Source organism: Mesorhizobium sp. MC2-1-1, assembly GCF_057597255.1.
This window is the reverse complement of record NZ_CP195205.1, coordinates 630,823-655,602: the sequence shown is the minus strand read 5'-3', so window position 1 is coordinate 655,602 and position 24,780 is coordinate 630,823. Positions and strand designations below refer to the sequence as shown.

Genomic DNA, 24,780 nt, shown 5'->3' with positions numbered 1-24,780 from the left:
CAACGTCATGCCGCTCGTGGTCAGATGGAATGAATGTGGCACTTATTCGGCGGGCGCTGCCTCGATGATCACAAAGGCTTGAGCAAGCGGGAAATCATCAGTGATGGTGAGATGGATCAGCGCCCGATGGCCTTTCGGCAGGATTTTTTTCAGCCTGGCCGCGGCGCCGCCGGTCAGCGCCATGGTCGGCGCGCCGCTCGGCAGGTTGATCACGCCCATGTCGCGCCAGAACACGCCCTCGGCCATGCCGGTGCCCAGCGCCTTGGCGCAGGCCTCCTTGGCGGCGAAGCGCTTGGCGTAGGACGCCGCGCGCGCGCCACGCTTTTCTGACTTGGCCTGCTCGACCTCGGTGTAGATGCGCTGGACGAAGCGCTGGCCATGCCGCTCCAGCGATTTCTCGATGCGTCTGATGTCGATCAGGTCGCTGCCGATGCCGATGATCATTGCGCGGGCAATTCCCGCCCGCCCCGCGGCGGTTTCTTCGCCTCACGCTCGGCCATGCGCTTCTTGCGCTGCGCGCGGAACACCGTCATGCCCCAGCGCGTGACGCCGTAGAACACCAGCCCGAAGACCAGGCCGAGCGGCACCGCGCCGATGAGCATCGGCTCCAGAACGGGATGCCAGAGCTTCGCGAAGGAGAGCTTATGCATCATTTCGCCAAGATGCTCGGGCGAACCGTGCTTGGGCAGGCGCTCTTGCAGGAGCAGTTTGCCGGTCTCCCAGGACGCGCCCCACAGCAGCGGAGAGGTCAGCGGATTGCCGAAAAACACGGCGCCGAGCGCTGCCGCGACAAGGTTGCCGGCGATCACCCAGCAAAGCACGGCGGCAACGACGAAATGAATGCCCAGCGGGAAGAAGGAAGCAAACACGCCCGCCGCGACGCCGGCGGCCACGGAATGCGGCGTCGCCTTCAGCCTGAGAATGCGCTTGGAGAGATACTGAACGGAACGCGAGAACGAGCGGCGCGGCCAGAGGTAAGTACGCACCCGCTCAAGGAGGCCATCAGGCTCTCGGCGTCGAAAAAGCACTCTCTTCCCGTTCCCGGTCCAACACGCGCTGCCCCTGCCCACCGGGTCGCGCCAACATATCTTGCGCTCCGAGGGCGCACTAAGGCAACAAGACTTTGATATAGCGACGACAAGGCCGCGCAACAACGAAACGCCGCCGCGATTGTCTGCCGCAGGCTGTAACAAGAGCCTCATTCTGGCGAAACTGAGGAAAACAAGCGGGAATTCAGAGCCAATGATCACTATTCGACCGGCGCGAACCGAGGACGCCGAGGCCCTGCCGCAGATCGAGCAGTCCGCCGGACTGGCGTTTCGCGCCATCGCGGAACTGGCATGGCTCGCCGATGGAGACAATGTCAGCGCGGAAAGGCATCGAGAGCTGATCGCCGACGGCGCATGCTGGATTGCCACCGACGACCAGGACCGGCCGATCGGATTCCTGAGCGCCGGGATCGAGGGCGATACGCTGCATGTCTGGGAGTTGGACGTGCGGCTCGACCGGCAGGGCTCGGGCATCGGCCGGGCCTTGCTTGAACGGACGATCGCGGACGCCAGGCGGCGCGGCCTGGCCGCGATGACGCTGACCACGTTTCGCGCCGTCGCCTGGAACGCGCCCTTCTATCGCAAGCTCGGGTTTCGTGTCCTGGAAGGCGCCGAGATCGACGAGAGGCTGGCAAGCCTGCTCGGCGACGAGGCCGAGCACGGCATGGCGTTGGACCAGCGTTGCGCCATGCGTCTCGATCTCAGGTAAGCGGATACTCGCTGATCTCGACCAGATTGCCGTCCGCGTCGCGGAAATAGACCGACATCATCTGGCCGCGCGCGCCGGTGCGTTCGACCGGTCCGACTTCGATCGCCACGCCGTTGGCCTGGAGGCTGGCCTGCACCGCCGCCACGAGGCAGAAATCGCCGGAACCCGGCATGGGCGTCCTTGCCTTCGGCTCGAAGGTCCGGCCGACCTCATGCAGGGTGATCTTGTGCGAGCCGAACAGAAGCGCCGTCGGCCGGTCCGGCTGGTCCAAACGCCTCATGCCGAGCACACGCCCGTAGAAGTCGCAGCTTGCTTCGACCGAACGGACCGTCAGCACGAAGTGATCGATGCCGGTGATCATCGATACTCAGAGCTCCGACAATGATTCAACCTGACCGCCCAAGCGCCTGTTTTTGCGCATTATGACCTCAGATGTTGCGGCTTCCGGGCTTAACGGCCGGAATGGCGGCAAGTTCCGGCGGCAGGCGGTCGGGGGGGTAGGCCGGCACTTCATATTCGGCAAGCGCGATCAGCGGCACGCCGACATCGGTCTTGCCGGCCGAGCGATCGATGATGCAGGCGGCCGCCACAACCTCGGCGCCGAGCTCACGCAGGCAGGCGATCGTCTCGCGGATCGACAGGCCCGTGGTGACGATGTCCTCGACGATGACGACGCGCGAGCCCTTGGCGATCTCGAAGCGGCGGAGCCTGAATTCGCCCCCTTCCCGCTCGACCCAGATTGCCGGGACACCCAGATGCCGCGAGGTCTCATAGGCCGGGATCAGGCCGCCGATGGCAGGGCCCACCACATAGTCGATCCTGCCCGGCACGCTTTCCCGGATCTTCCCCGCCAGCGCCTTGCACAGGCGTTCGGTTTTGTCGGCATGCATGAAGACGCGCGCCTTCTGCAGGAAGACCGGGCTGCGCAGGCCGGACGTCAGGATGAAATGACCTTCGAGAACGGCGCCGGCCTCACGGAAAATGCCCAGCACTTCATCGGTGTTCATTGTTCGCTCCATGTCCGTGGCGGACGGTGAATGGTGAATAGTGAATGGTGAAAGAAGGTGCGCTCGCTACTCACGACCATTCACCATTCACCCATTGACGCGCCGCGCATCGCTGACGCTCGAATTGTCCTTGAGCTGCGACAGCAGCCGGTTGAGATGCTTCAGGTCCCAGACCTCCAGGTCGATCAGCATCTCTGTGAAATCGGGCGCCGTGCGTATCATCGACAGCGTGTGGATGTTGGCGTCGTTTGACGCCACCACCTGGGCGATGTCGGCCAGCGACCCCGGCGCATTGATGGCGGTGACCGAGATCCGCGCCGGGAAACGTTCCTTGGTGCGCTCGTCGATGTCCCAGCGCACGTCGATCCAGCGCTCGGGCTGATCGTCGAAGGCCTGCAGCGCCGGCGACTGGATCGGATAGATGGTGATGCCGGTTCCCGGCTGGATGATGCCGACGATGCGGTCGCCGGGAACCGCGCCTTCCGGCGCGAAGCGCACCGGCAGGTCGCCGCGCACGCCGCGGATCGGCACCGCGCCGTCACGCGGCTGGCTCTTGTCCTTGCGCGCGGCGCGGGTGCCGGGCATCTGGAACAGCATGCCGGCGGCGTTCCTGATCTTCGACCAGCCCTCCTCGCGCTGCTTGGGCGCCGCGACCGTGACGCGCTCGTCCTTATAGTCGGGGAAAACCGCCTTCATGACGTCGGTGGAGCTCAGCTCGCCACGGCCGACGGAAGCAAGCACGTCCTCTATGTCCTTGCGCGCCAGCCGGTGCAGCACCGGCTTCAGGCTCTCCCTGGTGAAGGTCTTGCCGGCGCGTTCGAAGGCGCGTTCCAGGATACGGGCGCCGAGGCCGGAATATTGCTTGCGGATCGCGTTCTTGGTGGCGCGGCGGATGGCGGCGCGCGCCTTGCCGGTGACCACGACCGATTCCCAGGCAGCGGGCGGCACCTGCGCCTTGGAGCGGATGATCTCGACCTCGTCGCCATTCTTCAGTTCCGTCATCAAAGGCATGATGCGGCCATTGACCTTGGCTCCGACGCAGGTGTCGCCGACATCGGTGTGGACGGCATAGGCGAAGTCGATGGGGGTAGCGCCGCGCGGCAGGGCGATCAGCATGCCCTTGGGCGTGAAGCAGAAGACCTGGTCCTGGAACAGCTCCAGCTTGGTGTTCTCGAGGAAATCCTCCGGATTGTCGCCTTCGGCCAGTTGCTCGATGGTGCGCCTGAGCCAGGCATAAGCATTGGTCTCCTTGGAGATGGCATGGCCTGCGCCGTTCATCTTGCCGCCGCTATCCTTGTAGATCGAATGCGCGGCGACGCCGTATTCGGCGATCTTGTTCATCTCCTTGGTGCGGATCTGCAGTTCGACGCGCTGGCGCGACGGGCCAACGATGGTGGTGTGGATCGAGCGGTAGTCGTTCTGCTTGGGCGTCGAGATATAGTCCTTGAAGCGGCCGGGAACCATCGACCAGGTGGTGTGTATGGCGCCCAGCGAGCGGTAGCAGTCGTCGACGGAATCGACGATGACGCGAAAGCCGAAAATGTCGGAGAGTTGCTCGAAGGAGAGCGCCTTGGCCTCCATCTTGCGGAACACCGACCACGGCTTTTTCTGCCGGCTCTTCACGCTCGCCTTGATGGCATGTTTTTCGAACAGGCCCGACAGCGCCGTCTCGATCTCCTGCAGGACGCCCTTGTTGCGCTCGAAAATCTCGGCCAGCCTCGCGGTGACGGCGCGATAGGCTTCCGGATTGATGTAACGGAAGGCGATTTCCTCCAGTTCCTCGCGCATGCCCTGCATGCCCATGCGCCCGGCCAGGGGCGCATAGATGTCCATCGTCTCTTCGGCGATGCGCAGGCGCTTGGACTCGGGCATGTGGTCGAGCGTGCGCATGTTGTGCAAGCGGTCGGCGAGCTTGACCAGAAGCACGCGAATATCCTCGGAGATCGCGAGCAGGAGCTTGCGCAGATTCTCCGCCTGCTCGGCTTTCTTCGAGACGAGGTCGAGCTTCTTCAGCTTGGTGAGCCCTTCGACCAGCTTGCCCATCTCAGGACCGAAGAGCTCGTCGATCTCGGCCCGGGTCGCGGTCGTGTCCTCGATCGTGTCGTGCAGCAGGGCGACTGCGATGGTCGCCTCGTCCATATGCATGTCGGTAAGGATGGCGGCGACTTCGAGGGGATGCGAGAAATAGGGATCGCCCGAGGCGCGCTTCTGGTGGCCATGCTTCTGCATGGCGTAGACATAGGCCTTGTTGAGCAGCGCCTCGTTCACGTCAGGCTTGTAGCGCTGGACGCGCTCGACAAGCTCATACTGACGCATCATGGCGGGATCTCGCGGTGCTGAAATGATTGATGCGCCGCACCGACGTGCGACGCATCCCATAGATAGCCACGAAACTTACGGGACGGAAGTGCCGGATGCTTGATCCAGGCGGGTTCTGTCGAAGCTTAGTAGTCGTCACTTTTTTCCGGAGGTACCAGGCCCTCGATGCCGGCGAGCAGGTCTTCCTCGCTCATGCGGTCGAAAGCGATGTTCTCCTCGGCATCGTCGGCGTCGGCCGCAGCTGCGGGCGCGCCGGTCTGATCGGCGATCGCCTCGCCTTCGGCCTCCGGCTCGTCGACCTCGACATGCTTCTGCAGCGAGTGGATCAGGTCTTCCTTGAGGTCATCCGGCGACAGCGTCTCGTCGGCGATCTCACGCAGAGCGATGACCGGATTCTTGTCATTGTCGCGCGGAACGGTGATCTGCGCGCCCTGGCTGATTTGGCGGGCGCGGTGGCCGGCGAGCAGCACGAGTTCAAAACGGTTGTTGACCTTGTCGATGCAATCTTCAACGGTTACGCGGGCCATGGACTGCCCCTTTCATGCGATGGATTTGACGGAAAGCTGGCGCGCTCCATAACGCGGGCGCGCCCGAAATACAAGCTTAATGGCGTCGGCGTCGGCTTTACGGGTCCAAGCATGGCTCATGATCGGACCGCGCCATGACATGGCTCACATGGTTGCGATCACAATTGCTTGCAATGCGGGCCGTGCCCTTGGATATCCATAAATTGCGCGTTATCTCGGGTGTGACGGCACCGTGGCCATTTGTCGGACCTGCTCGTCGAATGCTTTTAGACGACAGACATTTTTGAAAGGGATGTTTTTCAATGTTCGATCCCCGTGAAAAGATCGCTCTTTTCATCGACGGCGCCAATCTCTACGCCACATCGCGCGCGCTGGGCTTCGACATCGACTACCGCAAGCTTCTGTCGAGCTTCCAGAAGCGCGGCTATCTCTTACGCGCTTATTATTACACCGCGCTGGTCGAGGATCAGGAATACTCCTCGATCCGGCCGCTCATCGACTGGCTCGACTATAACGGCTTCAAGGTGGTGACGAAGCCCGCCAAGGAATTCACCGACTCGACCGGGCGCCGCAAGATCAAGGGCAACATGGACATCGAGCTCACCGTCGACGCGCTGGAGCTGGCCGATGTGGTGGACCATTACGTGATCTTCTCCGGCGACGGCGACTTCCGCACGCTGGTCGAGGCGCTGCAGCGGCGCGGCCGCAAGGTGTCCATCATATCCACAATGGCTTCGCAGCCGCCGATGATTTCTGATGATCTGCGCCGCCAGGCCGATCATTTCATCGACCTGATGACGCTGAAGAGCGAAGTCGGCCGCGACCCCTCCGAGCGACCGGTGCGCCGGCCGGAACCCGCCGAAGTCGACGGGGACGATTATTGACGGGCGGCGGCCTTGACCGCCTTGCCCTCCCCCGAGCCCAGCCATGATTGCCCGCTCTGCCCGCGGCTGCATGACTTCATCGCGGGCTGGCGCGTGCGCGAACCCGCCTGGTTCAACGCACCGGTGCCGACCTTCCTGCCGCCGGAGGGTGAAGACTCCGTACGGTTGCTGATCGTCGGGCTGGCGCCCGGCCTGCGCGGCGCCAACCGCACGGGGCGCCCCTTCACCGGCGACTATGCCGGCGACCTGCTCTACGGCACGCTGATCGCCCAAGGGCTGGCGCGCGGGGAATTCAAGGCGAGACCGGATGACGGGCTGGAGCTCATCGCAACGGCCATCACCAATGCGGTGCGCTGCGTGCCGCCGCAGAACAAGCCGGTCGGCGCCGAGATCACCACCTGCCGCACCTTCCTCAGGCCGACCATCGCGCGCTTTCCCAATCTGCGCGCCATCCTGACGCTGGGCTCGATCGCGCATCAGTCGACGGTGCGGGCGCTGGGCGGGCGCGTCGCAGCCCTTCCGTTCCGGCATGGCGGTCGGCAGGAGGCCGGCGGCATCACGCTTTTCTCCAGCTATCACTGCTCGCGCTACAACACCAATACCGGCGTGCTGACGGAAGAGATGTTCGTCAATGTCTTCAGGGAGATCGCGGCGTTCCTGAAGGACTAGGCGTCGGCGCGAACAACCCGGCCAGCGTTTCGCGGCTGCCCTTCAGAACGTTCAGATCGACATCGCCTTCGATGCCGTCGACGCGGCCCATATTGTGGTATTGCCAATAGATCCAGTCGTTCTCGCTGGGCTTCATCGCCAATGAGCGCACCCAGCGCCGGCGGGCAATGATGCTGCCGGAATAGGCGGCGGCCGCCTCGTCGGTCAGATAGAGGATCGCCTGCTTGCCGAACGCCGTCTCGACCGGGCCCAGGAAAGCGGCAAGCTCGCTGTTCAACTGCTCCGGAGACGGGCGCTGCGGACAGTTGCCGCCGAACTCGATGTCGACCACCGGCGGCAGAAGTGGTTCGCCGGACGGCACCACCGCCATGAAGTTCCTCGCCTGATCGGCGCCCGGCCGGCAGAAGGTGAAAAAGTGATAGGCGCCGACCGCAAGACCCGCAGCGCGCGCTTCGCGCAGATTCGTCGCGAACAGGGTGTCGACATGGGTGCCGCCCTCGGTCGCCTTGATGATGGCGAAGGCGACGTCGTCGGCCGCGACGCGCCGCCAATCGATCTTTCCCTGATGGTGGGAGACATCGATGCCCCGGATCGGGAACTCCGAGCGATCCGGCGAAAAACCACGAAACCAGAAATAGGCGCCAGCGACGACGACGCAGGCGGCAACCGCGCCGGCAAGGCCCCAGAAAACAATCCGCTTCCCCAAGACCCATCCCCCGTCGGAAAGTGAGATTGCGCCGGACCAGAAACGGCCGGCTGCTTTTTCAGGCGGCCCCTTTCCGCCGGCGAAAGCTCAGCCACGCTCTTTCAAGAGCCGGCCCTTCTCGCGCGACCAGTCGCGCTGCTTCTCCGTCTCGCGCTTGTCATGCAGTTTCTTGCCGCGGGCGATCGCGAGCAGCAGCTTGGCGCGGCCGCGGTCGTTGAAATAGATTTTCAGCGGCACCAGCGTCATGCCCTCGCGCTCGACGCTTTGCGAGAGCTTGGCCATTTCGCGCTTCGAGACCAGCAATTTGCGGCGGCGGCGCGGTTCGTGGTTGAAGCGGTTGGCCTGGAGATATTCCGGCAGATAGGAATTGATCAGCCAGATCTCGCCGCCCTCGGCTGACGCGTAGCTTTCCTGGATGTTGGCCTGGCCCTGGCGCAGCGATTTGACCTCGGTGCCGGTCAGCACCAGGCCGGTCTCGATCGTGTCGAGAACCTCGTAGGAAAAGCGCGCCTTGCGGTTCTCGGCGACCGTCCTGTTGTTGGGGTCGGCTTTCTTGACTTGATTCATAATGCGGAGAGGTGGCGCCTCATCCCTAATTAATCAAGCCGGCGTGCTTCATCGCCTGGTCGATCTTTTCGGCCGTCGAGGCCTCGACCGTCACCAAAGGCGAGCGGACCACGTTCTCGACCTTGCCCAGCTTCGACAACGCATATTTCGACCCGGAAACGCCAGGCTCCAGGAAGATCGCCTTGTGCAGCGGCAAGAGCCGGTCCTGCAGCTCGAGCGCCTTGGCACTGTCACCGGAGAGCGTGGCCTCCTGGAATTCGGCGCAGAGCCGCGGCGCGACATTCGATGTCACCGAAATGCAGCCGACGCCGCCATGGGCGTTGAAGCCGAGCGCCGACGCATCCTCGCCGGAAAGCTGGATGAAATCCTTGCCGCAGGTCATGCGCTGCTCGGAGACGCGCTCGACTTTGCCGGTGGCATCCTTGACGCCGACAATGTTCTTGAAGTCGTGCGCCAGGCGGCCCATCGTCTCGGGCGTCATGTCGATCACCGAACGCGGCGGGATGTTGTAGATGATGATCGGCAGCTTGGTTGCACGGGCAACGGCGGCGAAATGCTCATAAAGGCCACGTTGCGTGGGCTTGTTGTAATAAGGCGTGACGACAAGGGCGGCATCGGCGCCGGCCTGTTCGGCATATTGCACCAGCCCAACCGCTTCCTCGGTGTTGTTGGAGCCTGCGCCTGCAACGACCGGGACCCGGCCCTTGGCCACCTCGATGCAGACCTTCACGACCTGACGGTGCTCATCATGCGACAGCGTCGGCGACTCGCCGGTGGTGCCGACCGGAACGAGGCCTTTGGTACCCTCCGCAATCTGCCATTCGACGAAAGCGCGAAAGGCTTTCTCGTCGAAACGCCCGCTCTTTTCGAACGGTGTGACGAGCGCAGTCAGCGAGCCTCTCAGCATGTCTTCCAAACTCCTTGGAACTCTCAGGAACGTGTCAGGTTTGTCGGTTGGGTTACCTGCGCGCCTTCTAACCGAAAGCGAAGCCGCGCACCATAGTCTCGACATGGTTCGGCGGCAAGGATCGCAATAGAGCCAGTGTCGTGGTTTTCGATGTTCGCTGGACGTCGATATCGAGTTCGGAGCGAGCCTCGAGAACCACGACACTGTTCTACGGTCGCCCGGTGTCCTTTCGGTTCTGAAATTCGCGCCGCGCCCGATGCCAAAGTCATTGCGAATTTCGGAACCGGGACACGGGCGGGTGCAATTCGAACGGCCTCGATAACCTTTTGTTTACGAGCCCTTCACCACCTATGTTTAGAGTCCGTTTAGGCTTCTGACGCCGTACCCGCTGACGATGTGCTAGGATTGAATATGCCGATGAGGCGGCCTCATTTCTTCGCGCTTTTGGGCGCGATCGCCGCGCTGACGCCAACAATGGCGCTCGGCGGCAGCGTCGACGTGCGCGCGACGGCCTCGATTCCGGCCCCCGACGCACCACAGGCGCCGGGCCAGACGCCGATCGCCCCCGACATTGCGGAACTGAAGAGCGGGCTCGATGCGCTTGCCGCCAACAACATCGTAGGCGCGCGCAATGCGCGCGACACACTGCCCGCCACTTCGCTCGACCGTCACATCCTTGCCTGGGCGATCGCGCTTTACGGCGGCGATCAGGTGCCTAGCGGCGAGATCGCCGACGCGGCCAGGATGCTGCCCGGGTGGCCCGGCACGATCGCGCTGCGCAAGAACAGCGAGCGCGCGCTCTATCGCGAGAACCCGCCGCCGCAAGTTGTGGTGCAGGCCTTCGGCCGCAGCCAGCCGCTGACGCCGGAAGGCGTGATCATCCTTGCCCGCTCGCAGGTGGCGCTGGGCAACCAGGCCGCGGCGCGCGCGGTGCTGGTGCCGTTCTGGCGCACCGAGAAGCTGGAAGCGAAGGACGAGGCGACCGTCATCAAGGAATTCGGCGCGCTGATTCCGGCCGCCGACCACCGCTACCGCATGGAGCGCATGTTCTATGCCGACCGGCCCTCCTCGGCCCTGCGCGTCGCCGGCCTTGCGGGAGCGCAGCAGTTGGCGGATGCCTGGGCGGCGGCCGACAGGGGCGACAAGAACGCGGCCAAACTGTTGAAGGCGGTGCCCGCGGCTCAGCGTTCGGCCGGTTACTTCTTCGCCGAGGCCGAATATCTGCGCAAGCAGCAGAAATTCGCCGATGCCGCGGCGGTCGTGATGAAAGCGCCGACCGACGGCAAGGCCCTGGTCGACCCCGACGCCTGGTGGGTCGAGCGTCGCGTGCTGTCGCGCGAGCTGGTCGACCTCGGCGACATGAAGACCGCCTACAAGATCGTCTCCATGCACGCCGCCGAGAGCCCGCTGAACGCCGCCGAAGCCGAGTTCCATGCCGGCTGGTACGCGTTGCGCGGTCTCAACGATCCCGCAACCGCAGCCAGCCACTTCAATCGCATCACCGAATTCGCCCGGGGGCCGGTGTCGCTGTCGCGCGCCTATTACTGGCTCGGCCGCGCCGCGGAAGTCGGAGGTCCGGGCAGCGCTAGGGACTATTTCACACGCGCTGCCAGCTATGGCACGACGTTCTACGGCCAGCTCGCGGGCGAGCGCGTGGGCTTGAGGACCCTCAACATCGCCTATCCGAAGCCGAGCAACGCGGACCGCCAGAGTTTCGACGGCCGCGAGGCGGTGAGCGCGATCAAACGGCTACAGGAAGCGGGCTATGACCGCTACGCCGAGACGCTCTATCGCGACCTTGCCGGACAGCTGACCAGTCCGGGCGAACTGGCCCTGCTCGCGCTGCTGGCCGAAAAACAGGGCAACCACTTCATGGCGCTCAAGGTCGGCAAGATCGCCGCCCAACGCGGCATCGATGTCGGCGCGCTGTCGCATCCGCTCGGCGTCATTCCCGACTCGGCCAATATTTCCGGGTCCGGCAAGGCGCTGGCCTATGCCATCGCCCGCCAGGAAAGCGAGTTCAATGTCGGCGCGGTGTCCAGCGCAGGCGCGCGCGGCCTGCTGCAGTTGATGCCGGGTACGGCCAGGCAACTGGCCAAGAAGGCCGGCATGAGTTTCTCGCAAGCGAGGCTGACGAGCGATGCCGGCTACAACGCGACGCTGGGTTCGGCCTTCCTCGGCGAACAGCTCGACCGGTTCGGCGGCTCCTACGTGCTGACCTTCGCCGGCTACAATGCCGGCCCCAACCGCGCCGCCCAATGGGTGGCCAAATACGGCGATCCGCGCGGCAAGCAGGTCGATGAGGTGGTCGACTGGATCGAGCGGATCCCCTACACGGAAACAAGGAGTTACGTGCAGCGCGTGATGGAGAATTACGAGGTCTACAAGATGCGTATTTCAGGCAAATACGACATCGTGGGGGATCTCGTGAACGGGCGGAGCTGAAAGGCCCACTCCTCCCCTCCCGCGAGCAGGGCGAGCCTCGACGATTTGACGATCTTCCCCCTCGCCTGTAGCTGTCAGGTCAATCCGGCAAGGACAGCACCGATGGCGGGCGATTTTTCCGACTTCTTCTATACATCGCATGACGGGCTGAGGCTTCACGCCCGCATCTACGGTGGGGCAATTTCAGCCGGCTGGCCTGTCGTCTGCCTGCCCGGCCTCACCCGCAATGCCCGCGATTTCCATGAGCTCGCGCTCCATCTTTCGAGCGGAGCGCCACAGCCGCGCAAAGTCATCGCCTTCGACTATCGCGGCCGCGGCCAGTCGGACTACGATCCCGATAGCGGCCACTATAACGTAGGGGTCGAGGCGGGCGACGTGCTTGCCGGGTTGTCGGCGCTCGGTATCGAACAGGCCACCTTCATCGGCACCTCGCGCGGCGGGCTGATCATCCATGTGCTCGGCGCGCTGAAGCCGGCCGCGCTGAGGGCGGTCGTGCTGAACGACATAGGCCCAGTGATCGAGAGAGAAGGCCTCATCCATATCAGCAGCTATCTCGATCGCGCGCCGAAACCGAGGACCTTCGCCGAAGCGATGGACGCCCAGCGGCGCGTGCATGGCGCCGATTTTCCAATGCTCGCGGATGCCGACTGGGCGCGCATGGTGGCCGCGATCTGCCGCGAAACGGAGGCCGGCTGGCTGCCGGATTTCGATCCCGCCCTGGTCGAGACGCTGGCCGGCGTCGATCTCTCCAAGCCGCTGCCGGATCTTTGGCCGCAGTTCGACGCTCTGGCCGCCATCCCGCTGCTTGCCATTCGCGGCGCAAACTCGAAGCTTCTGTCCCTGGCCACGCTTGGGGAGATGCACAGACGTCATCCCGGCATGGAATCGATCATCGTCGAAGGACAGGGCCACGCGCCCTTCCTCGAAACCGGTGACTTGCCGGAGAAGATCGCCGCGTTTCTCGATCGGGTCGAAAATCAAGGCGAAATGAAATAAAGCCCGATTCTATACCAGCCCCGAGCCTTCCACTTAAATATAGATTTGCCCTACCGGCAGGGTCGTTTCCGACCGGCCTATTCGCCTTTCGAGCGCTTGCGGGGCGCTTTGGCCGGCTCCGGCCGCTTCGATTTGCTAGACGACGTGGCAGAAGTCGGCGTGGTGAGGGGTGAAGCAAACACAGAGCCTTCCGCCGAGCGCGACGACGCTTCATCTGCGCGGGGCTTCTCGAGAACGACGACACAGCCATCGAGATCGTTGGTGGCAAGGTGGGCGTAACGCATGGTCATCGACAGCGTCTGGTGGCCAAGCCACATCTGCACGCGCCTTATGTCGATGCCGCCCTGGACGAGGCGTGAAGCGCAGGTGTGACGCAGGATGTGGGGCACCACCTGCTCGTCGGCGCCGAGACCGACCTCCGTCTTCGCCTCATTCCAGATCGCGCGATACTGTGCCTGGGTCAGCTTGGTGAACGGGCCTTTCGGCCGGCGCCCTTCCGTGTTCGGTGGCAGCTTGATCACCTCCTTGACCCGCTCGGTCATCGGAATAGTGCGGCTGCGACCGGACTTGGTGATCCAGAAGGAGACCCGATGTTCCTGAATATCGTTCCAGATCAGGCCGAGCGCCTCGCCGAGGCGGCAGCCGGTATCGACCAGGAAGACGGAAAGCCTGTAGGCATCCTCGCTGCGGCTCCTTATAGCCGCAAACAGCCTCGCCTCTTCGTCCCGTTCGAGGAAACGAATCCGTCCGGCCCGCTCCTTCTGGCGGCGGAACTCGGGCAGGCTGTGGATATCTCCCATCTTATGAGCCTTGCGCAGCAATTTGCTGAGGGCAGCCATCTTGCGATTGATGGTTGCGTTGCTGTTGCCGCGCTGGCGCAATGTACCGACAAGATTGTCCAGGGTGTTCTGGTCGAAGGTGCTGAAACGCTCCCCAAGGAGGATCTCGTCTATTTCACCGATGAAAGAGCTGACATTGTATTTATGCCGCCCATCATCCCAGAGTATATCTCGATAAGCTGCGAAAAGCTCCCCGATCCTAAAGGACTTTACTTCTCTGATCTTGTTAAACGTGTAGTTGAACTTCGAATTCTGAGAAGAAAAGAACGCAAAATGACCAGAGGCATCAGCCTCTTGAACCGCTTCGTTCGACATTCTTAGCCACACCCCCGTGGTTAAGGAACCAGCCCTAACCGTTTGGGAGCATCCTTTCAAGAGTTTCGATCACGCGGTTGTGATTTCATCCACCAACAGGCGGCTTCCACGAAACCATCCCACGGATCTTCAGCTTACCGTTTCACCCCCATCCTTTCGTTCGAATTGCCACAGCCGCGAAAACAAAACGGCCCGGGCATGGAAACGCCCGGGCCGGATTTCACCTGTAGGGTTTCAGCCCTTAGAAGTCGCGCTGGAAGCGGAGCAAACCGCCGACTGCGTTCTTCTTGTCGCCGGGGATGCCGGTCCAGTTACCGAAGGTCGAGTGGTCAGTACGAGCCCAATCAACTTCGGCCGTGATCGTCATGCCAGGAACGACGGTGTAGGCAACGTTCGCCGCGAGACCGAAGTCTTTCGACTCATCATAAGAAGCCTGGACGTTGAACGAGGTCTTCTCGTTGAACTTGTAGGTGCCGCCGCCCCACACTGCCCAGTTGCCACCCCACAGCTTGTACATGCCGCGATCGCCACCCGGAAGGAAGTAGCCGCCGTCCTTGTAGTTGCCATCTGAGCCGTAGCCACCCATCACCCACAGCGTCAGCGCGTCATTGACGTTGACATCCAAGCGGACCTTGCCAGCGACCTCTTCGTAGTTGCTGTCATAAGCGATGACGCCGGTGATTGCGCCCCAACCCTGCGTCCACTTCACACCACCGACGACGTGCGGAACATAGCTGTCGATCGTGAAGCGACCATAGCCCTCTTCCAACGAAACCACGGCAGAGAAGCCGTTGCCGGCATCGAAGTAGTACTGGACGACGTTAGTGTCGAAGCCGCCATAGGGAACCAGCGTATCCTGGATGACGTTGCCGGCGTAGCCGATGAACGTATCGAAGGCCGATTCGTCCTTACCGACGCGGAGGCCGCCAAGCTGGATCCAGGCGAAGTTCAGCGAGACACCCTTGTTGAAGGCACCGGGGCCGGAAACATAAACGTCGTTCACGGTATCATACCTGGCAAGACCGCTCGACAGGGTATTGCCGAAGTTGATGCGGGTCTCGGTGTAGGTCTTCAAGGTGCCGAGCTCGGTTTCCTGGCCGGTCCAGGTCTTCAGGGTGAAGCGGGCATTCTTCTGCCACGTTCCCTGTTCGGACCCGTCCTTGACGTCGGTGGCGCGCGCGGCATCGAAGGAACCGACTTCGCCAGCGCCGATGTCGTAACGGACATAGCCGCCGATGCGCAGGCAGGTCTCGGTGCCCGGGATATAGAAGTAGCCGGCACCGTAGACGTCGCAGATCTTGACGTATTCGGCCGGTTCCGGCTCGGCGACGGTCACAGCGTCGGCGGCGCGAGCACCGGAAACTGCGATCAGGGCCGCAGCGGAGCCGAGAAGAAGGCTCTTGATGTTCATTTTCTGACCTCCAGTCAAAAGTTAAAAAACGGGTCTGGGTATTTTTTGCTGAAGGACAGCGTTCCCTGCCCCATCCCCACTACCGAAAAAGATGCGCACCGCGCCGCTCCTTCGAAGCTGACATTACCCATGAGCCGCCGCCGTTCAACCAGGATCGTATCGGCGCAAGGACTGTCGGGACGCTATCGCCGAGGGTTGTTGCACAAATGACACGATTTGGCCTCACTCAGAAAGCTCTCGTTAACCATCGAGGCCGTTGTGGCGCCTGAATCCGGTCGAATCCGGCAAAGGGTCGACCGAATTGCGACGCGCAGGCGAGTCGGCCGCCAGGCAATTGCCTCAGAATCGCCATCGAAGAGGGGGGGAGCGCATGGGACTGCCGAATTTTCGCTGATTATGGCGCCGGCTTGTTGATTGTGCCGGCGCTTTTCTTTATCCACCGGCGCGACGGAGAGGTGGCCGAGTGGTCGAAGGCGCTCCCCTGCTAAGGGAGTAGAGGTCAAAAGCTTCTCGTGGGTTCGAATCCCATCCTCTCCGCCATCCTGCTTCGCTCTTCGAGCTTTGGGTGGCAGGTCGCCCGGAACCGCATTTTGGGCCTGGAAATGTCGCCCGAAGTTACGACGTAGCGGGGCTATTGTGGTGCGTCTATCTCCTGCAGCTCCAGAGCGGCGATGTCTGTCTCGGGTCGACAGACGATCTCCCGGCGTCGTTTCGAATCGCGTCGATCGGGTCGCGTCACCTCGACCAAGGCTTATCTGCCTGTGATCTTGAAGGCCTATATCGGGGTCGAAACCGAGGCAACGCGCCAACTCGAGCAATATTTCAAGACCGGATCCGGCAAGGTCTTCGCCAGCAAGCGGTTTTGGCGGACGGAACCTTGCTAACCGAGTCAATGTCTATCCATCTGAAATAAAAAGGAAAAGAGGGTGCTTAAGCGCGGCTCACTCGACTCTGGTGTTCGATTCTGACTGGAGGTCAGAAAATGAACATCAAGAGCCTTCTTCTCGGCTCCGCTGCGGCCCTGATCGCAGTTTCCGGTGCTCGCGCCGCCGACGCTGTGACCGTCGCCGAGCCGGAACCGGCCGAATACGTCAAGATCTGCGACGTCTACGGTGCCGGCTACTTCTATATCCCGGGCACCGAGACCTGCCTGCGCATCGGCGGCTATGTCCGTTACGACATCGGCGTTGGCGACATCGGCTCGTTTGACGGCGCCCGTGCCCACGACGTCATCGACGGCAAGGACCAGGGCACCTTCTACAAGCATGCCCGCTTCACCCTGAAGACCTGGACCGGCCAGGAAACCGAGCTCGGCACCTTGAAGACCTACACCGAGACCCGTTTCAACTTCCAGAACATCCAGGGCGACGCGTACCCGAACATTGCTGGCAACAGCGGTGTTTCGCTGAACTTTGCGTGGATCCAGCTCGGTGGTCTCCGCGTCGGTAAGGACGAATCGGCCTTCGATACGTTCATCGGCTACGCGGGCAACGTCATCCAGGATACGCTGGTTCCTTACGGCGGCTTCGACACCAACGTCGTCCAGTACTACTTCGATGCCGGCAATGGTTTCTCGGCCGTGGTCTCGCTTGAAGAGGGTTCGGGTTCCGCCTTTGGCGCTCTTCATAACTACAATGGTTATGGCGTGAACACGATCGACAGCTATGTCCCGCATGTCGTCGGCGGCGTTAAGTGGACGCAGGGCTGGGGCGCGATCACCGGCGTGGTTGCCTATAACAGCAACTACGAAAACGTGACCGGCAAGGTTCGCCTGGATGTGAACGTGTCCAACGAACTGACGCTGTTCGGCATGTTCGGTTACGGCAGCGACGGCAAGCTCGGCGACGTCGGTCTCGCTCGCGACTTCTACAAGGCCTGGGGTGGTCACTGGGGCTTCTGGGCCGGTGGCACCTACAAGTTCAGCGACAAGGCTTCGTTCAACCTTCAGGTGTCGGGCGATCAGTTCAAGAACTACGGCGTTGCAGCTAACATTGCCTACACCGTCGTTCCCGGCTTGACGATCACGCCCGAAGTGGACTTCCTCCACGACGGCAGGTTCAACGACGCGGACAATTCCAACTGGACCAATGCCACCAAGAAGAACAGCTGGGGCGGTATGCTCCGCTTCCAGCGCGACTTCTAAGGCCAGATATTTCTGGGCAAATAGGAAAACCCGGCGGGCAACCGCCGGGTTTTTCATTGGATCCGCCATCTCAAGCGAGCTTGCCGCCCAGCCTTGCGGCTCGCCGCCGTGCCGCAGTCGGCCTGTGAAGCTGTCTGGATGTTCTAGCTCGGTCCGGGCCGGGCTACGGGCCTACACCGCGCGAATATGCGGACGACAGCCCGCTCCGGCGCTGGGATAGAGCGGGATTTTTCGACGATGGATTTCCCGTTGGTTGAGGCGGAGCTGATGGATGTGCCGGAACCGGCTTCATAGAATGGCGGCATTCGAATCGGCTCACGCAGAACAGAACCGGCGACGCACTTTCACGGCGATGCCTCCCGGCGCACCGCCATCCGCTTACCGCATCTTGCCGAAGATCAGGTAGCTGCCAAGTCGCCCAAAGCTTCGATCAGCGGGGCAATTTCGCCTTCGAAATTCTTCCAACGCTTCACGGAGGATTTGTATATGGGCTGACGGACCTGCCAGCGGCTGGGCGTGGTGACAGCCCCTTCCCTCTCAAAGAAGCGCAAGCAGGCATCATCCCACGGCAGCCCCAGATATTCGATGAGCCGTCGCGACTGCGCTTCCTGATCCTCGACAAGGGTCTCATAGCGATTCTCGAAGATGCGGTCCGGGAAAACCTCAGTCCAGTGACGCATCAGGCGGTCATATTCACGATAATAGAGGCCGAGCGCCTGCAGGTCCGTATTGTAGCCGTGCGCCGAGCTGAAGGGCAGGACGTAGCACGATACGCAATTGTCAATTGCATCGCGGCGGCAATGAATGATGCGGGCCTTTGGGAACAGAAGCGTAAGCAGGCCGATCAGTTCGAAATTGTGCGGCATCTTGTCGATGATGCGCTGCGCGGTCGGGGCACGCTCCCGCAGATAGGAAAGGTGTTCTTCGGCCAAAGTCTTCGACAAGGCCTCGGTGATCGTCGCGATCGGTTTGTTGAAATCGGCCGCCGAGGCTTGCAGGCCGATCGCGTTCGCCACCCGCCTCAGCTTGCTGAGCTCGCCCGCCCCGTGAACCTCGGGATGGCTGGCGCAGATCTGTTCGGTAAGCGTCGTACCCGAACGTGGCATGCCCACCACGAACACAGGCGCTTCGGACGGGTTGCCGTAGTCGGACCTTGCGGCAAACAGCTCCGGCGTGAAGGTTTCAATCGTCAGGTCAATAAAGCGGCGATACTGGTCGATGTCGAACTTGTGGCCTTCCGCTTGCTTTGCCCTCTTGAAATGGTCGAAGGCTTCCGCATAGCGTTTGAGGTCGTTCTCCACCTTGCCGGCGGCGTAGTTGAGACTGGCTTTGGCCTCAGGCGTGAGTCCAGGACTGCTCAATTCGCCGAGGATCGACTGGAGTTCCGCGGGCTCCTCGGTAAATTTTCGGGTCTGCACGAGGTCGTAGTAGGCGGCCGCCACGTCGATGCGGCGTTCGATCGCCTCCTCGAGATAGGAAGCAGCCTCATCCATGCGCCCAAGGCCGGTGAGCGCGGCCGCTATCCCGATCCGCGCCTTGGGATGGTCGCGGTTGATCTTCATCGCCTTCTCGTAAAGCGGCAAAGCCAGGTCGGGTTTGTCGAACTGGGTGTAGACGCGTCCCAGGGCACAAAGCGCCTCGATCAAATCTGGCTGCACTTCCAAGGCATATTGAATATGCTTGATAGCCGCCGAATATTCACTCAGCTTGCCATAGGCCTCGCCGAGGCTGAGATGGTAATAAGGGTTCCTGGGCTCCTCGGCGATCGCCCGCGCGAAATAGCGCAACGCCGCCTCGTCGTCGTAACCCAGACAAACGGTGCCCATGATGTAGAGGGCCAGCGGATGGTTCGGTGTTCGCTCCAGCACCTGGAAGCACAGGTCCTGTGCTTCATCGAGCCGTTTGGCTTGCTGATGCTCATAGGCTTTCATCAGCAAAGCGTCATCGGCCTGCGCGCGGGCAAGCGAGTTCGGTTGCCGGAAGCTCGGCTGTGGCGGAGTTGCCTGTGGCCATTTCGGCTTCGGCGCGGGGCCGGACTTGAGGTGCTTGGACCAAGCAGGCGGCAGACGATTGTTCATGGCGCCTCGCTAGCAAAAACGGCGTAAAGAATCCAGCCTGTGACCGCGCCGTGAAGAGACCGCCAGCCGATGTCTTCGCCAGGCGAATCCGGCGCCGCTACGGCCCGTCACTGGGTCGTCGCGTCACCCCTCAGAATCGTCGCGAGTTCGTCTGGCGGAAGATTGGTACTCTTTCCTTCCACGCTGACCGGCGCACTGACCGTTTTTGCCGCCGCGTTGCCGACGGCGTCGACCGAGCCAGCAATGATCAAGCCCAGTTCATCGCCCAGTCCCACCCTCGAGTCCGTCAGGGTTTGGCCGGAAGCCAACTGCCCCCCCAAGAGTTGCACGATTTCAGGACTTTCGGCGAACTTGCTGTGGTTCAAATTATCCGCAGTCTTCACGTCGGTCAGGTCGAGAACCGTTATTCCGGCCGCCTGCAGCTTCGATTTGTACGGCTCCTTCGACGGGTCGGCCTGCCCGACCCTATCGACGTTGCCTGCAATCAGACGCGAGAGAGCAAGCGCCCGATCGTCCCGCGAGACGGTGATGGTGAACTTGGGTTTTTTCGGTCCGAGCTCGGTCCACTGACGACCGAAGACCTCCACATCGAGATCGGGAGACGCGAGGATGACGTTCTTGATCTTAGGCGAAACCTGCTTGTCCTCCAGCGCCATCTGCCTCAACGATTCCATCGCGAGCCAGCTGCCCATCGAATGCGCCATGACGGTGATATCCGTCACGCTCCGGTCGTCCGCCAAGGCCTTCAGTGTCCGCTCGAATGTCGTGCGGGAGAAATTGGTGCTCTCCTTATCGTAATTGTAACCCAGCACGCTTGCGCGCGACGGCCACGTGAAGAGTATCGGCACCACTTTTGCCCGGGAGTCATGCACAAACTGCGCGAAGCGAAAGACCGAATCCTCGTAGCGGTTGTTGAAGCCATGCACGAAGACGAGAACGCGGCCGTTCGAATTATGAGCATGCAGCCATTTGTGCGCTTCGGGAATCGACAGGTTCCTTGCTGCAAGGACGGCGAAATCCTTTTGGGGGTCTGGTGGCAGCTTTTTCGGCCACTCGACCGTGCCGGGCGCACGGTTCGGCGGAATCGAGATCGTCAGGTCGGTAAGGGACAGAGCCGGACTGCGCTCGCCCGTAAACAAGGTTGCCGGATCTCCGGACGGCTTGCGGCTCGTCGCCACCAACATCGTCACATCCGAGGCTGCCGGTGAAACCAAATTCGCGGGAATCGGCGCGAGAACGCCTTCCGGCCTTCCTGCACATGCCGTGAGCGCAAGCAAAAGCAAAGCGGGTATGACTTTGTTGACCCGCCGGTTCTTTACCGGAGATTGCTTCATCACGCCTTGCTCAACACTCACCGTCAGATCTTTCGCACATTACGCTCGCCGAGCCTGCAGAAGGCTCGATCACCCCGCGCGCCGGATGCAACGAAACCCAAGGTGGCAAGTGGAAGTATCCACCGGCTGCGCCATCCGAGCGGCGGGACGATAACGCCGGCAGTAGCTGGGAGCGCAAAGGAAGGACCCGCCTTTAGTGACCTTGCGGGCGATCCTGATGTCAGGCGTCGCCGGATCGTAGCTCGCTTCGCGCTCGCCCCCCCGCGGATCGGTCATCGTGCAACATGGGCTCTCGATCTGGCGGTGGTCTTGGTACCAATCCACGGTCCACTGCCAGACATTGCCGGCCATGTCGTAGAGCCCGTAGCCATTTGCCGGAAACGAGCCGACCGGCGCAGTCCATTCGTATCCGTCCTCGCAGGCATTCTGGTAAGGAAATTCCCCTTGGTAGGTGTTGGCCATATGCTGGCCGCCCGGGGTCAGTTCGTCGCCCCAAACGAACTCGGCGCCGTCCAATCCGCCGCGCGCGGCGAACTCCCATTCAGCCTCGGTAGGCAGCGCTTTGCCCGCCCAGTTCGCATAGGCTTCGGCATCCTCATACGCGATGTGGACTACTGGATGGTTTTCAAGCCCCTTCAGTCCGCTGGCGGGCCCTCGCGGATGCCTCCAGCTTGCTCCTCGAACGTAGGCCCACCAATTGTAATGATTGTCGCGATTGATGCCGCGCGGGGGTTTTACGAACAGGGCCGAGGCAGGGGCCAATGCCTCGGCGCTGGCCCCAGGATAATCCGCCGCGTTCGCCGGATGCTCAGCCAGCGTCCGATAGCCCGTGGCCTCGACAAAGCGCCTGAACTCGTTGTTCGTGACCGTCGTGCGATCCATCCAGAAGCCGCCGACGATCACGCGGTGCGCCGGCGCCTCTTCTGGATAGTGGCTGTCCGATCCCATGAGGAACTCGCCACCAGGAATCCATACCATGTCCTCGCGCGTCAGCGCCCCGATCGGCGTGTCCATGGTGACGAAAATCAGTCTCCCACGTTGAACATTTCGGACGCGTCGGGCAGCAACGTGTCCGAGTGCAGAACCATCTTCACGGCATCCATCATTATAAGCGGGGGAGCCATCTGGGTCGCGAGTTCGGTAATGCGTCCCTGCAGCTTCTTGACCATGTCCGGATTCTGATCGGCCAGGTTGTTCGCTTCTTTGTGATCCTTCGAAAGGTCGAAAAGCTCAATCCTTTGCGGCAGTGTCGCTTTCCAAACGAGCTTCATATCGCCCTCGCGCACCGCGGCCGCCATCGGTTCTATATTGTAGACGAGTTCGGTTCGTGGCGAGGACTTTCCTTCGCTGAGCACAGGCCACATATCCATTCCGTCCAGCGGCTTGTTCTTGCCGAGCTTGGCGCCGGCCAGGCCTGCAAGCGTTGGGTACATGTCGACGACGTGCATCATTCCATCGACCGACGCCGGCTTGATCTTTCCCGGCCAGTTGACCAAGCCAGGAACCCTCGTGCCCCCTTCATACGTTGTGCCCTTCCCCTCCCGGAAAGGCCCATTGTCGGCGGGAAGCTTGCCCTTGACCGCGCTTTCGCCGGCAAATTGCGCGTCGACCACACCGCCGTTGTCACTCTGAAAGACTATCAGGGTATTTTCGCGCATGCCGCGCTTTTCGAGAGCCTCGACGACTTTGCCGACCTGGTCGTCGACCACCGAAATCATAGCCGCGTACTTCCGCCGACTCTCGTCGGCGATCTGGCTGTTGCGGCGAAGATATTCGTCCGGCGCCTGGAACGGAGTGTGCGGCGCCGTAAAGGCAAGATACAGGAACAGCGGGGCCTTCTGATCGTGCTTGTTGATCACCCGCACCGCTTCGGCGCCGATCAACAAGTTGTCGTACCCCTTCTCTTTGAGAGGTTTGTTGTCCCGATACCAATCGGGGTTACCGTTTGCCGCCTTATGCGTGAAATGGTCAATCTCGCCGAGCAGCGCACCGTAGAATGAATCGAATCCGCGCTGGCGCGGCCAGTATGCGGTCTTGGAATGCCCCAAGTGCCATTTGCCACTCATCGCCGTGGCGTACCCAGCATCCTTGAGCATTTGCGGCAGGGGATACTCGTCCAGCCCCAAGCCGTAGGAACCGCCCTGCGGGATCACGGCGGTCTGCAGGCCATACCGGAAGGGATAACGGCCAGTCATCAACGCCGCGCGGGTCGGAGTGCACATGGGCTGGGCGTAGTACTGCTCCAGCCGTGCGCCCTCAGCGGCAAGCTTGTCGATGTTGGGTGTCTTGATGTCCGAGCCGTGGAAGCCGACGTCCTTCCAGCCCTGATCGTCGGTAATGATGTAGACAATGTTGGGGCGTAACGCCTGGGCCGACGCCTCTTCGACGCCCGCAAGACTGGCGAGCGCGCCAGTCAGGCCGATCGGCGCCGCAAACCGCGAGACCGCGGCCGCCGTGCCGGCCATCAACGCCGCGCGCCGCGTGATTTTGTTGATACCGGCCTCGGCCGACAAGTCTCGATCGTTGCTCATATTATGCCCCTGCTCTGCTAATTCACGCCGTTCTGCTCAAAACCGTGGCGCGTCTGGTGTTTCTGGCGCCAATCATTTGCCTGGAATCCAACGCGGCGGCTCGGCATCCACGTCTGCCGTTGCCTTTGCCGCGGCGCGCTCAATGTCGTCTGCGCACGCCTGCGAATAGCCCCGCCTGTTCATGTTCCCCACTCGCCGCGCATCGGCGATATTGCGCGCAATTTAGTCTCGCGCCGCTTCCGTTTAAGTTATTGGTAAGAAAACCATACCGCTATCCACTTTGCGCAAAGGAGGTATTTTTTGTCATCCTGACCGGCCGTGCCAGGAGAGCATCGCTGCGGCTATCACGCCGCGGCTCAGACGCTCTCCCCGCACACCGAATGCAAGCGCCGCAGAGAGCCAACCACGTCATGTCAATCCGCCATTATCCCGAATGGGCTGGCGAGAATTGATAAGTGAGCCCCAGCATCGGACCCTGCTGAGTGAGTTTGTTCACGAAGCCGTCGTGGCTATAATTGTCGTGCACGGCCCGATAACCGACGAACATCGACATCTTGTCATTGAACTGATAACCGGCGCCTCCCATCACATCCCACATTGATTTGGAGCCTGCGCCGAAACCGCCGACGAGGCCCCAGCCAGCCAAGTAGAATCCGTTACCGACATCGGCCTTGAATTTGGCGCCGATCACCGGATCGACCCAAGTATCGCCGTCGCTCGCTGACCTGCCATCCAGCGCACCTCCGTGGAAATCGAAACTGTTGTCGACCGACCAGAGGCGGGCACCGGCGACAAGATCGAAATTCGTCCCATCCTGATAGTAAACGCTGTAACCACCCAGCGCCGTGCCCATGAAAGTGCTCACCGTCGCATCGATGTTCGAGGCGAGGATTCCCCTCGGGGTGCCTATGTTGGCGTCGAGCTTGGCGTACACGATGTCCGTGCTGATTGTGAAAGGCCCGTTGCGAGCTTCCGTGAGCCCCATGAAGCCGAATTTGAGGTGGTGCAGCACGTCGCTGAAGCTCACATCGACATCCTGAGGCGGCAGTCCGAAGAGTCCGCTTTCGCCTTTAATTCCCGAGGCCCAGAGATACGGGGCGACAGTGAACGTCCAGCCCTCATACTGCTGCTTGGCGATGTCCGCCGCAGATGCGTTGACCGCACAAAGCGCCGATATCACAACCGTTCCCAAGGCTACCAAACGAAATCTTTTCACGATCATCCCCTCAAGTGCTGCTCGATCTTCTAAACTCGGCCGGCGCGTACGCGCCCGCATCCGTCCATCGTCATGGCGCGCCAGCAGGACCGATTCTGTAACTCGCCGCAGTCCGGAACACGCTATCC

22 protein-coding genes and 1 tRNA gene are annotated in these 24,780 nt (G+C 61.9%); 7 read left to right on the top strand and 16 right to left on the bottom strand.

Annotated elements, in window-relative coordinates; all coding sequences use genetic code 11:
• Window positions 1-42: 42 nt before the first annotated feature.
• Together acpS and ACR64R_RS03035 are read right to left on the bottom strand one after the other, a co-directional pair.
• Complete coding sequence (gene acpS, locus ACR64R_RS03040) at window positions 43-444, bottom strand: holo-ACP synthase (protein ID WP_487360217.1); 402 nt, start codon at window positions 442-444, stop codon at window positions 43-45.
• Complete coding sequence (locus ACR64R_RS03035) at window positions 441-1,028, bottom strand: DUF2062 domain-containing protein (RefSeq protein WP_487360216.1); 588 nt, start codon at window positions 1,026-1,028, stop codon at window positions 441-443. Before ACR64R_RS03035 ends, acpS begins: the two co-directional genes overlap by 4 nt.
• Window positions 1,029-1,242: 214 nt before the next feature.
• Here ACR64R_RS03035 and ACR64R_RS03030 point away from each other — a divergent pair, with 214 nt between their 5' ends.
• Entirely contained in the window at window positions 1,243-1,758 is a 516-nt protein-coding gene (locus tag ACR64R_RS03030; RefSeq protein ID WP_487360215.1) for a GNAT family N-acetyltransferase, read from the top strand.
• Here ACR64R_RS03030 and ACR64R_RS03025 read toward each other — a convergent pair.
• The 4 genes from ACR64R_RS03025 to rpoZ all read right to left on the bottom strand — a co-directional run bounded on the left by ACR64R_RS03025 (window position 1,751) and on the right by rpoZ (window position 5,611).
• Window positions 1,751-2,119, bottom strand: a complete 369-nt coding sequence (locus ACR64R_RS03025) for a VOC family protein (RefSeq protein ID WP_487360214.1) — start codon at window positions 2,117-2,119, stop codon at window positions 1,751-1,753. The two genes, ACR64R_RS03030 and ACR64R_RS03025, sit on opposite strands and share 8 nt — an antisense overlap.
• Window positions 2,120-2,186: 67 nt before the next feature.
• Window positions 2,187-2,765, bottom strand: a complete 579-nt coding sequence (gene pyrE, locus ACR64R_RS03020) for an orotate phosphoribosyltransferase (protein ID WP_487360213.1) — start codon at window positions 2,763-2,765, stop codon at window positions 2,187-2,189.
• An 87-nt stretch (window positions 2,766-2,852) separates the two neighbouring features.
• The gene (locus ACR64R_RS03015) at window positions 2,853-5,084 is read right to left on the bottom strand and encodes a RelA/SpoT family protein (RefSeq protein ID WP_487360212.1); all 2,232 of its coding nucleotides are present in this window, start codon (window positions 5,082-5,084) and stop codon (window positions 2,853-2,855) included.
• A gap of 125 nt (window positions 5,085-5,209) precedes the next feature.
• Window positions 5,210-5,611, bottom strand: a complete 402-nt coding sequence (gene rpoZ / locus ACR64R_RS03010) for a DNA-directed RNA polymerase subunit omega (protein WP_487360211.1) — start codon at window positions 5,609-5,611, stop codon at window positions 5,210-5,212.
• Window positions 5,612-5,913: 302 nt separating this feature from the next.
• Here rpoZ and ACR64R_RS03005 point away from each other — a divergent pair, with 302 nt between their 5' ends.
• Both ACR64R_RS03005 and ACR64R_RS03000 read left to right on the top strand, forming a co-directional pair.
• Window positions 5,914-6,495 (top strand): LabA-like NYN domain-containing protein, encoded by a 582-nt coding sequence (locus tag ACR64R_RS03005; RefSeq protein ID WP_487360210.1) that lies wholly within the window; start codon window positions 5,914-5,916, stop codon window positions 6,493-6,495.
• 12 nt (window positions 6,496-6,507) lie between these two features.
• Window positions 6,508-7,164, top strand: a complete 657-nt coding sequence (locus tag ACR64R_RS03000) for a uracil-DNA glycosylase (RefSeq protein WP_487360209.1) — start codon at window positions 6,508-6,510, stop codon at window positions 7,162-7,164.
• Here ACR64R_RS03000 and ACR64R_RS02995 read toward each other — a convergent pair.
• The 3 genes from ACR64R_RS02995 to dapA all read right to left on the bottom strand — a co-directional run bounded on the left by ACR64R_RS02995 (window position 7,133) and on the right by dapA (window position 9,344).
• Window positions 7,133-7,870 (bottom strand): glycoside hydrolase family 25 protein, encoded by a 738-nt coding sequence (locus ACR64R_RS02995; protein WP_487360208.1) that lies wholly within the window; start codon window positions 7,868-7,870, stop codon window positions 7,133-7,135. The two genes, ACR64R_RS03000 and ACR64R_RS02995, sit on opposite strands and share 32 nt — an antisense overlap.
• Window positions 7,871-7,957: 87 nt before the next feature.
• Window positions 7,958-8,437: an SsrA-binding protein SmpB gene (gene smpB, locus ACR64R_RS02990; protein WP_041002108.1), complete on the bottom strand. Its 480-nt coding sequence runs from the start codon at window positions 8,435-8,437 to the stop codon at window positions 7,958-7,960.
• A 25-nt stretch (window positions 8,438-8,462) separates the two neighbouring features.
• Window positions 8,463-9,344 carry a 4-hydroxy-tetrahydrodipicolinate synthase gene (dapA, locus tag ACR64R_RS02985; protein ID WP_487360207.1) on the bottom strand — a complete coding sequence of 294 codons (882 nt, stop codon included), beginning with the start codon at window positions 9,342-9,344 and terminating at the stop codon, window positions 8,463-8,465.
• Between the two features lie 411 nt (window positions 9,345-9,755).
• On the opposite strand from dapA, the gene ACR64R_RS02980 reads away from it, so the two are divergent.
• Both ACR64R_RS02980 and ACR64R_RS02975 read left to right on the top strand, forming a co-directional pair.
• A complete protein-coding gene (locus tag ACR64R_RS02980) occupies window positions 9,756-11,789 on the top strand; it encodes a lytic transglycosylase domain-containing protein (RefSeq protein WP_487360206.1) in 2,034 nt (677 codons plus the stop codon).
• 102 nt (window positions 11,790-11,891) lie between these two features.
• On the top strand, window positions 11,892-12,785 hold the full coding sequence (locus ACR64R_RS02975; RefSeq protein WP_487360205.1) for an alpha/beta fold hydrolase: 894 nt from the start codon (window positions 11,892-11,894) through the stop codon (window positions 12,783-12,785).
• A 77-nt stretch (window positions 12,786-12,862) separates the two neighbouring features.
• Here ACR64R_RS02975 and ACR64R_RS02970 read toward each other — a convergent pair whose 3' ends face one another.
• Both ACR64R_RS02970 and ACR64R_RS02965 read right to left on the bottom strand, forming a co-directional pair.
• Window positions 12,863-13,939, bottom strand: a complete 1,077-nt coding sequence (locus tag ACR64R_RS02970; protein ID WP_487360204.1) for a tyrosine-type recombinase/integrase — start codon at window positions 13,937-13,939, stop codon at window positions 12,863-12,865.
• A 241-nt stretch (window positions 13,940-14,180) separates the two neighbouring features.
• Window positions 14,181-15,350, bottom strand: coding sequence for a porin (locus ACR64R_RS02965; RefSeq protein ID WP_487360203.1), 1,170 nt, complete (start codon window positions 15,348-15,350; stop codon window positions 14,181-14,183).
• A 449-nt stretch (window positions 15,351-15,799) separates the two neighbouring features.
• Here ACR64R_RS02965 and ACR64R_RS02960 point away from each other — a divergent pair.
• Window positions 15,800-15,890: transfer RNA gene (locus ACR64R_RS02960), tRNA-Ser, on the top strand.
• A 442-nt stretch (window positions 15,891-16,332) separates the two neighbouring features.
• Complete coding sequence (locus ACR64R_RS02955; RefSeq protein ID WP_487360202.1) at window positions 16,333-17,493, top strand: porin; 1,161 nt, start codon at window positions 16,333-16,335, stop codon at window positions 17,491-17,493.
• A gap of 398 nt (window positions 17,494-17,891) precedes the next feature.
• Here the strand turns inward: ACR64R_RS02955 and ACR64R_RS02950 are convergent, their stop codons facing one another.
• The 5 genes from ACR64R_RS02950 to ACR64R_RS02930 form a co-directional block, all read right to left on the bottom strand.
• On the bottom strand, window positions 17,892-19,571 hold the full coding sequence (locus ACR64R_RS02950; RefSeq protein ID WP_487360201.1) for a tetratricopeptide repeat-containing sulfotransferase family protein: 1,680 nt from the start codon (window positions 19,569-19,571) through the stop codon (window positions 17,892-17,894).
• A gap of 107 nt (window positions 19,572-19,678) precedes the next feature.
• On the bottom strand, window positions 19,679-20,905 hold the full coding sequence (locus tag ACR64R_RS02945) for an alpha/beta hydrolase (RefSeq protein ID WP_487362364.1): 1,227 nt from the start codon (window positions 20,903-20,905) through the stop codon (window positions 19,679-19,681).
• 69 nt (window positions 20,906-20,974) lie between these two features.
• Complete coding sequence (locus tag ACR64R_RS02940; protein WP_487360200.1) at window positions 20,975-21,919, bottom strand: formylglycine-generating enzyme family protein; 945 nt, start codon at window positions 21,917-21,919, stop codon at window positions 20,975-20,977.
• Window positions 21,920-21,930: 11 nt separating this feature from the next.
• Window positions 21,931-23,436 (bottom strand): arylsulfatase B, encoded by a 1,506-nt coding sequence (locus ACR64R_RS02935; RefSeq protein WP_487360199.1) that lies wholly within the window; start codon window positions 23,434-23,436, stop codon window positions 21,931-21,933.
• 424 nt (window positions 23,437-23,860) lie between these two features.
• Window positions 23,861-24,658, bottom strand: a complete 798-nt coding sequence (locus tag ACR64R_RS02930) for a hypothetical protein (protein ID WP_487360198.1) — start codon at window positions 24,656-24,658, stop codon at window positions 23,861-23,863.
• Window positions 24,659-24,780 lie beyond the last annotated feature (122 nt).

What these genes read in the sequence shown, in the direction of transcription:
- acpS (WP_487360217.1), bottom strand. Translation starts at nt 444, where the DNA reads ATGATCATCGGCATCGGCAGCGACCTGATCGACATCAGACGCATCGAG.
- ACR64R_RS03030 (WP_487360215.1), top strand. Translation starts at nt 1,243, where the DNA reads ATGATCACTATTCGACCGGCGCGAACCGAGGACGCCGAGGCCCTGCCG.
- ACR64R_RS03025 (WP_487360214.1), bottom strand. Translation starts at nt 2,119, where the DNA reads ATGATCACCGGCATCGATCACTTCGTGCTGACGGTCCGTTCGGTCGAA.
- pyrE (WP_487360213.1), bottom strand. Translation starts at nt 2,765, where the DNA reads ATGAACACCGATGAAGTGCTGGGCATTTTCCGTGAGGCCGGCGCCGTT.
- ACR64R_RS03015 (WP_487360212.1), bottom strand. Translation starts at nt 5,084, where the DNA reads ATGATGCGTCAGTATGAGCTTGTCGAGCGCGTCCAGCGCTACAAGCCT.
- rpoZ (WP_487360211.1), bottom strand. Translation starts at nt 5,611, where the DNA reads ATGGCCCGCGTAACCGTTGAAGATTGCATCGACAAGGTCAACAACCGT.
- ACR64R_RS03005 (WP_487360210.1), top strand. Translation starts at nt 5,914, where the DNA reads ATGTTCGATCCCCGTGAAAAGATCGCTCTTTTCATCGACGGCGCCAAT.
- smpB (WP_041002108.1), bottom strand. Translation starts at nt 8,437, where the DNA reads ATGAATCAAGTCAAGAAAGCCGACCCCAACAACAGGACGGTCGCCGAG.
- dapA (WP_487360207.1), bottom strand. Translation starts at nt 9,344, where the DNA reads ATGCTGAGAGGCTCGCTGACTGCGCTCGTCACACCGTTCGAAAAGAGC.
- ACR64R_RS02980 (WP_487360206.1), top strand. Translation starts at nt 9,756, where the DNA reads ATGCCGATGAGGCGGCCTCATTTCTTCGCGCTTTTGGGCGCGATCGCC.
- ACR64R_RS02975 (WP_487360205.1), top strand. Translation starts at nt 11,892, where the DNA reads ATGGCGGGCGATTTTTCCGACTTCTTCTATACATCGCATGACGGGCTG.
- ACR64R_RS02970 (WP_487360204.1), bottom strand. Translation starts at nt 13,939, where the DNA reads ATGTCGAACGAAGCGGTTCAAGAGGCTGATGCCTCTGGTCATTTTGCG.
- ACR64R_RS02965 (WP_487360203.1), bottom strand. Translation starts at nt 15,350, where the DNA reads ATGAACATCAAGAGCCTTCTTCTCGGCTCCGCTGCGGCCCTGATCGCA.
- ACR64R_RS02955 (WP_487360202.1), top strand. Translation starts at nt 16,333, where the DNA reads ATGAACATCAAGAGCCTTCTTCTCGGCTCCGCTGCGGCCCTGATCGCA.
- ACR64R_RS02950 (WP_487360201.1), bottom strand. Translation starts at nt 19,571, where the DNA reads ATGAACAATCGTCTGCCGCCTGCTTGGTCCAAGCACCTCAAGTCCGGC.
- ACR64R_RS02945 (WP_487362364.1), bottom strand. Translation starts at nt 20,905, where the DNA reads ATGAAGCAATCTCCGGTAAAGAACCGGCGGGTCAACAAAGTCATACCC.
- ACR64R_RS02940 (WP_487360200.1), bottom strand. Translation starts at nt 21,919, where the DNA reads ATGGACACGCCGATCGGGGCGCTGACGCGCGAGGACATGGTATGGATT.
- ACR64R_RS02935 (WP_487360199.1), bottom strand. Translation starts at nt 23,436, where the DNA reads ATGAGCAACGATCGAGACTTGTCGGCCGAGGCCGGTATCAACAAAATC.
- ACR64R_RS02930 (WP_487360198.1), bottom strand. Translation starts at nt 24,658, where the DNA reads ATGATCGTGAAAAGATTTCGTTTGGTAGCCTTGGGAACGGTTGTGATA.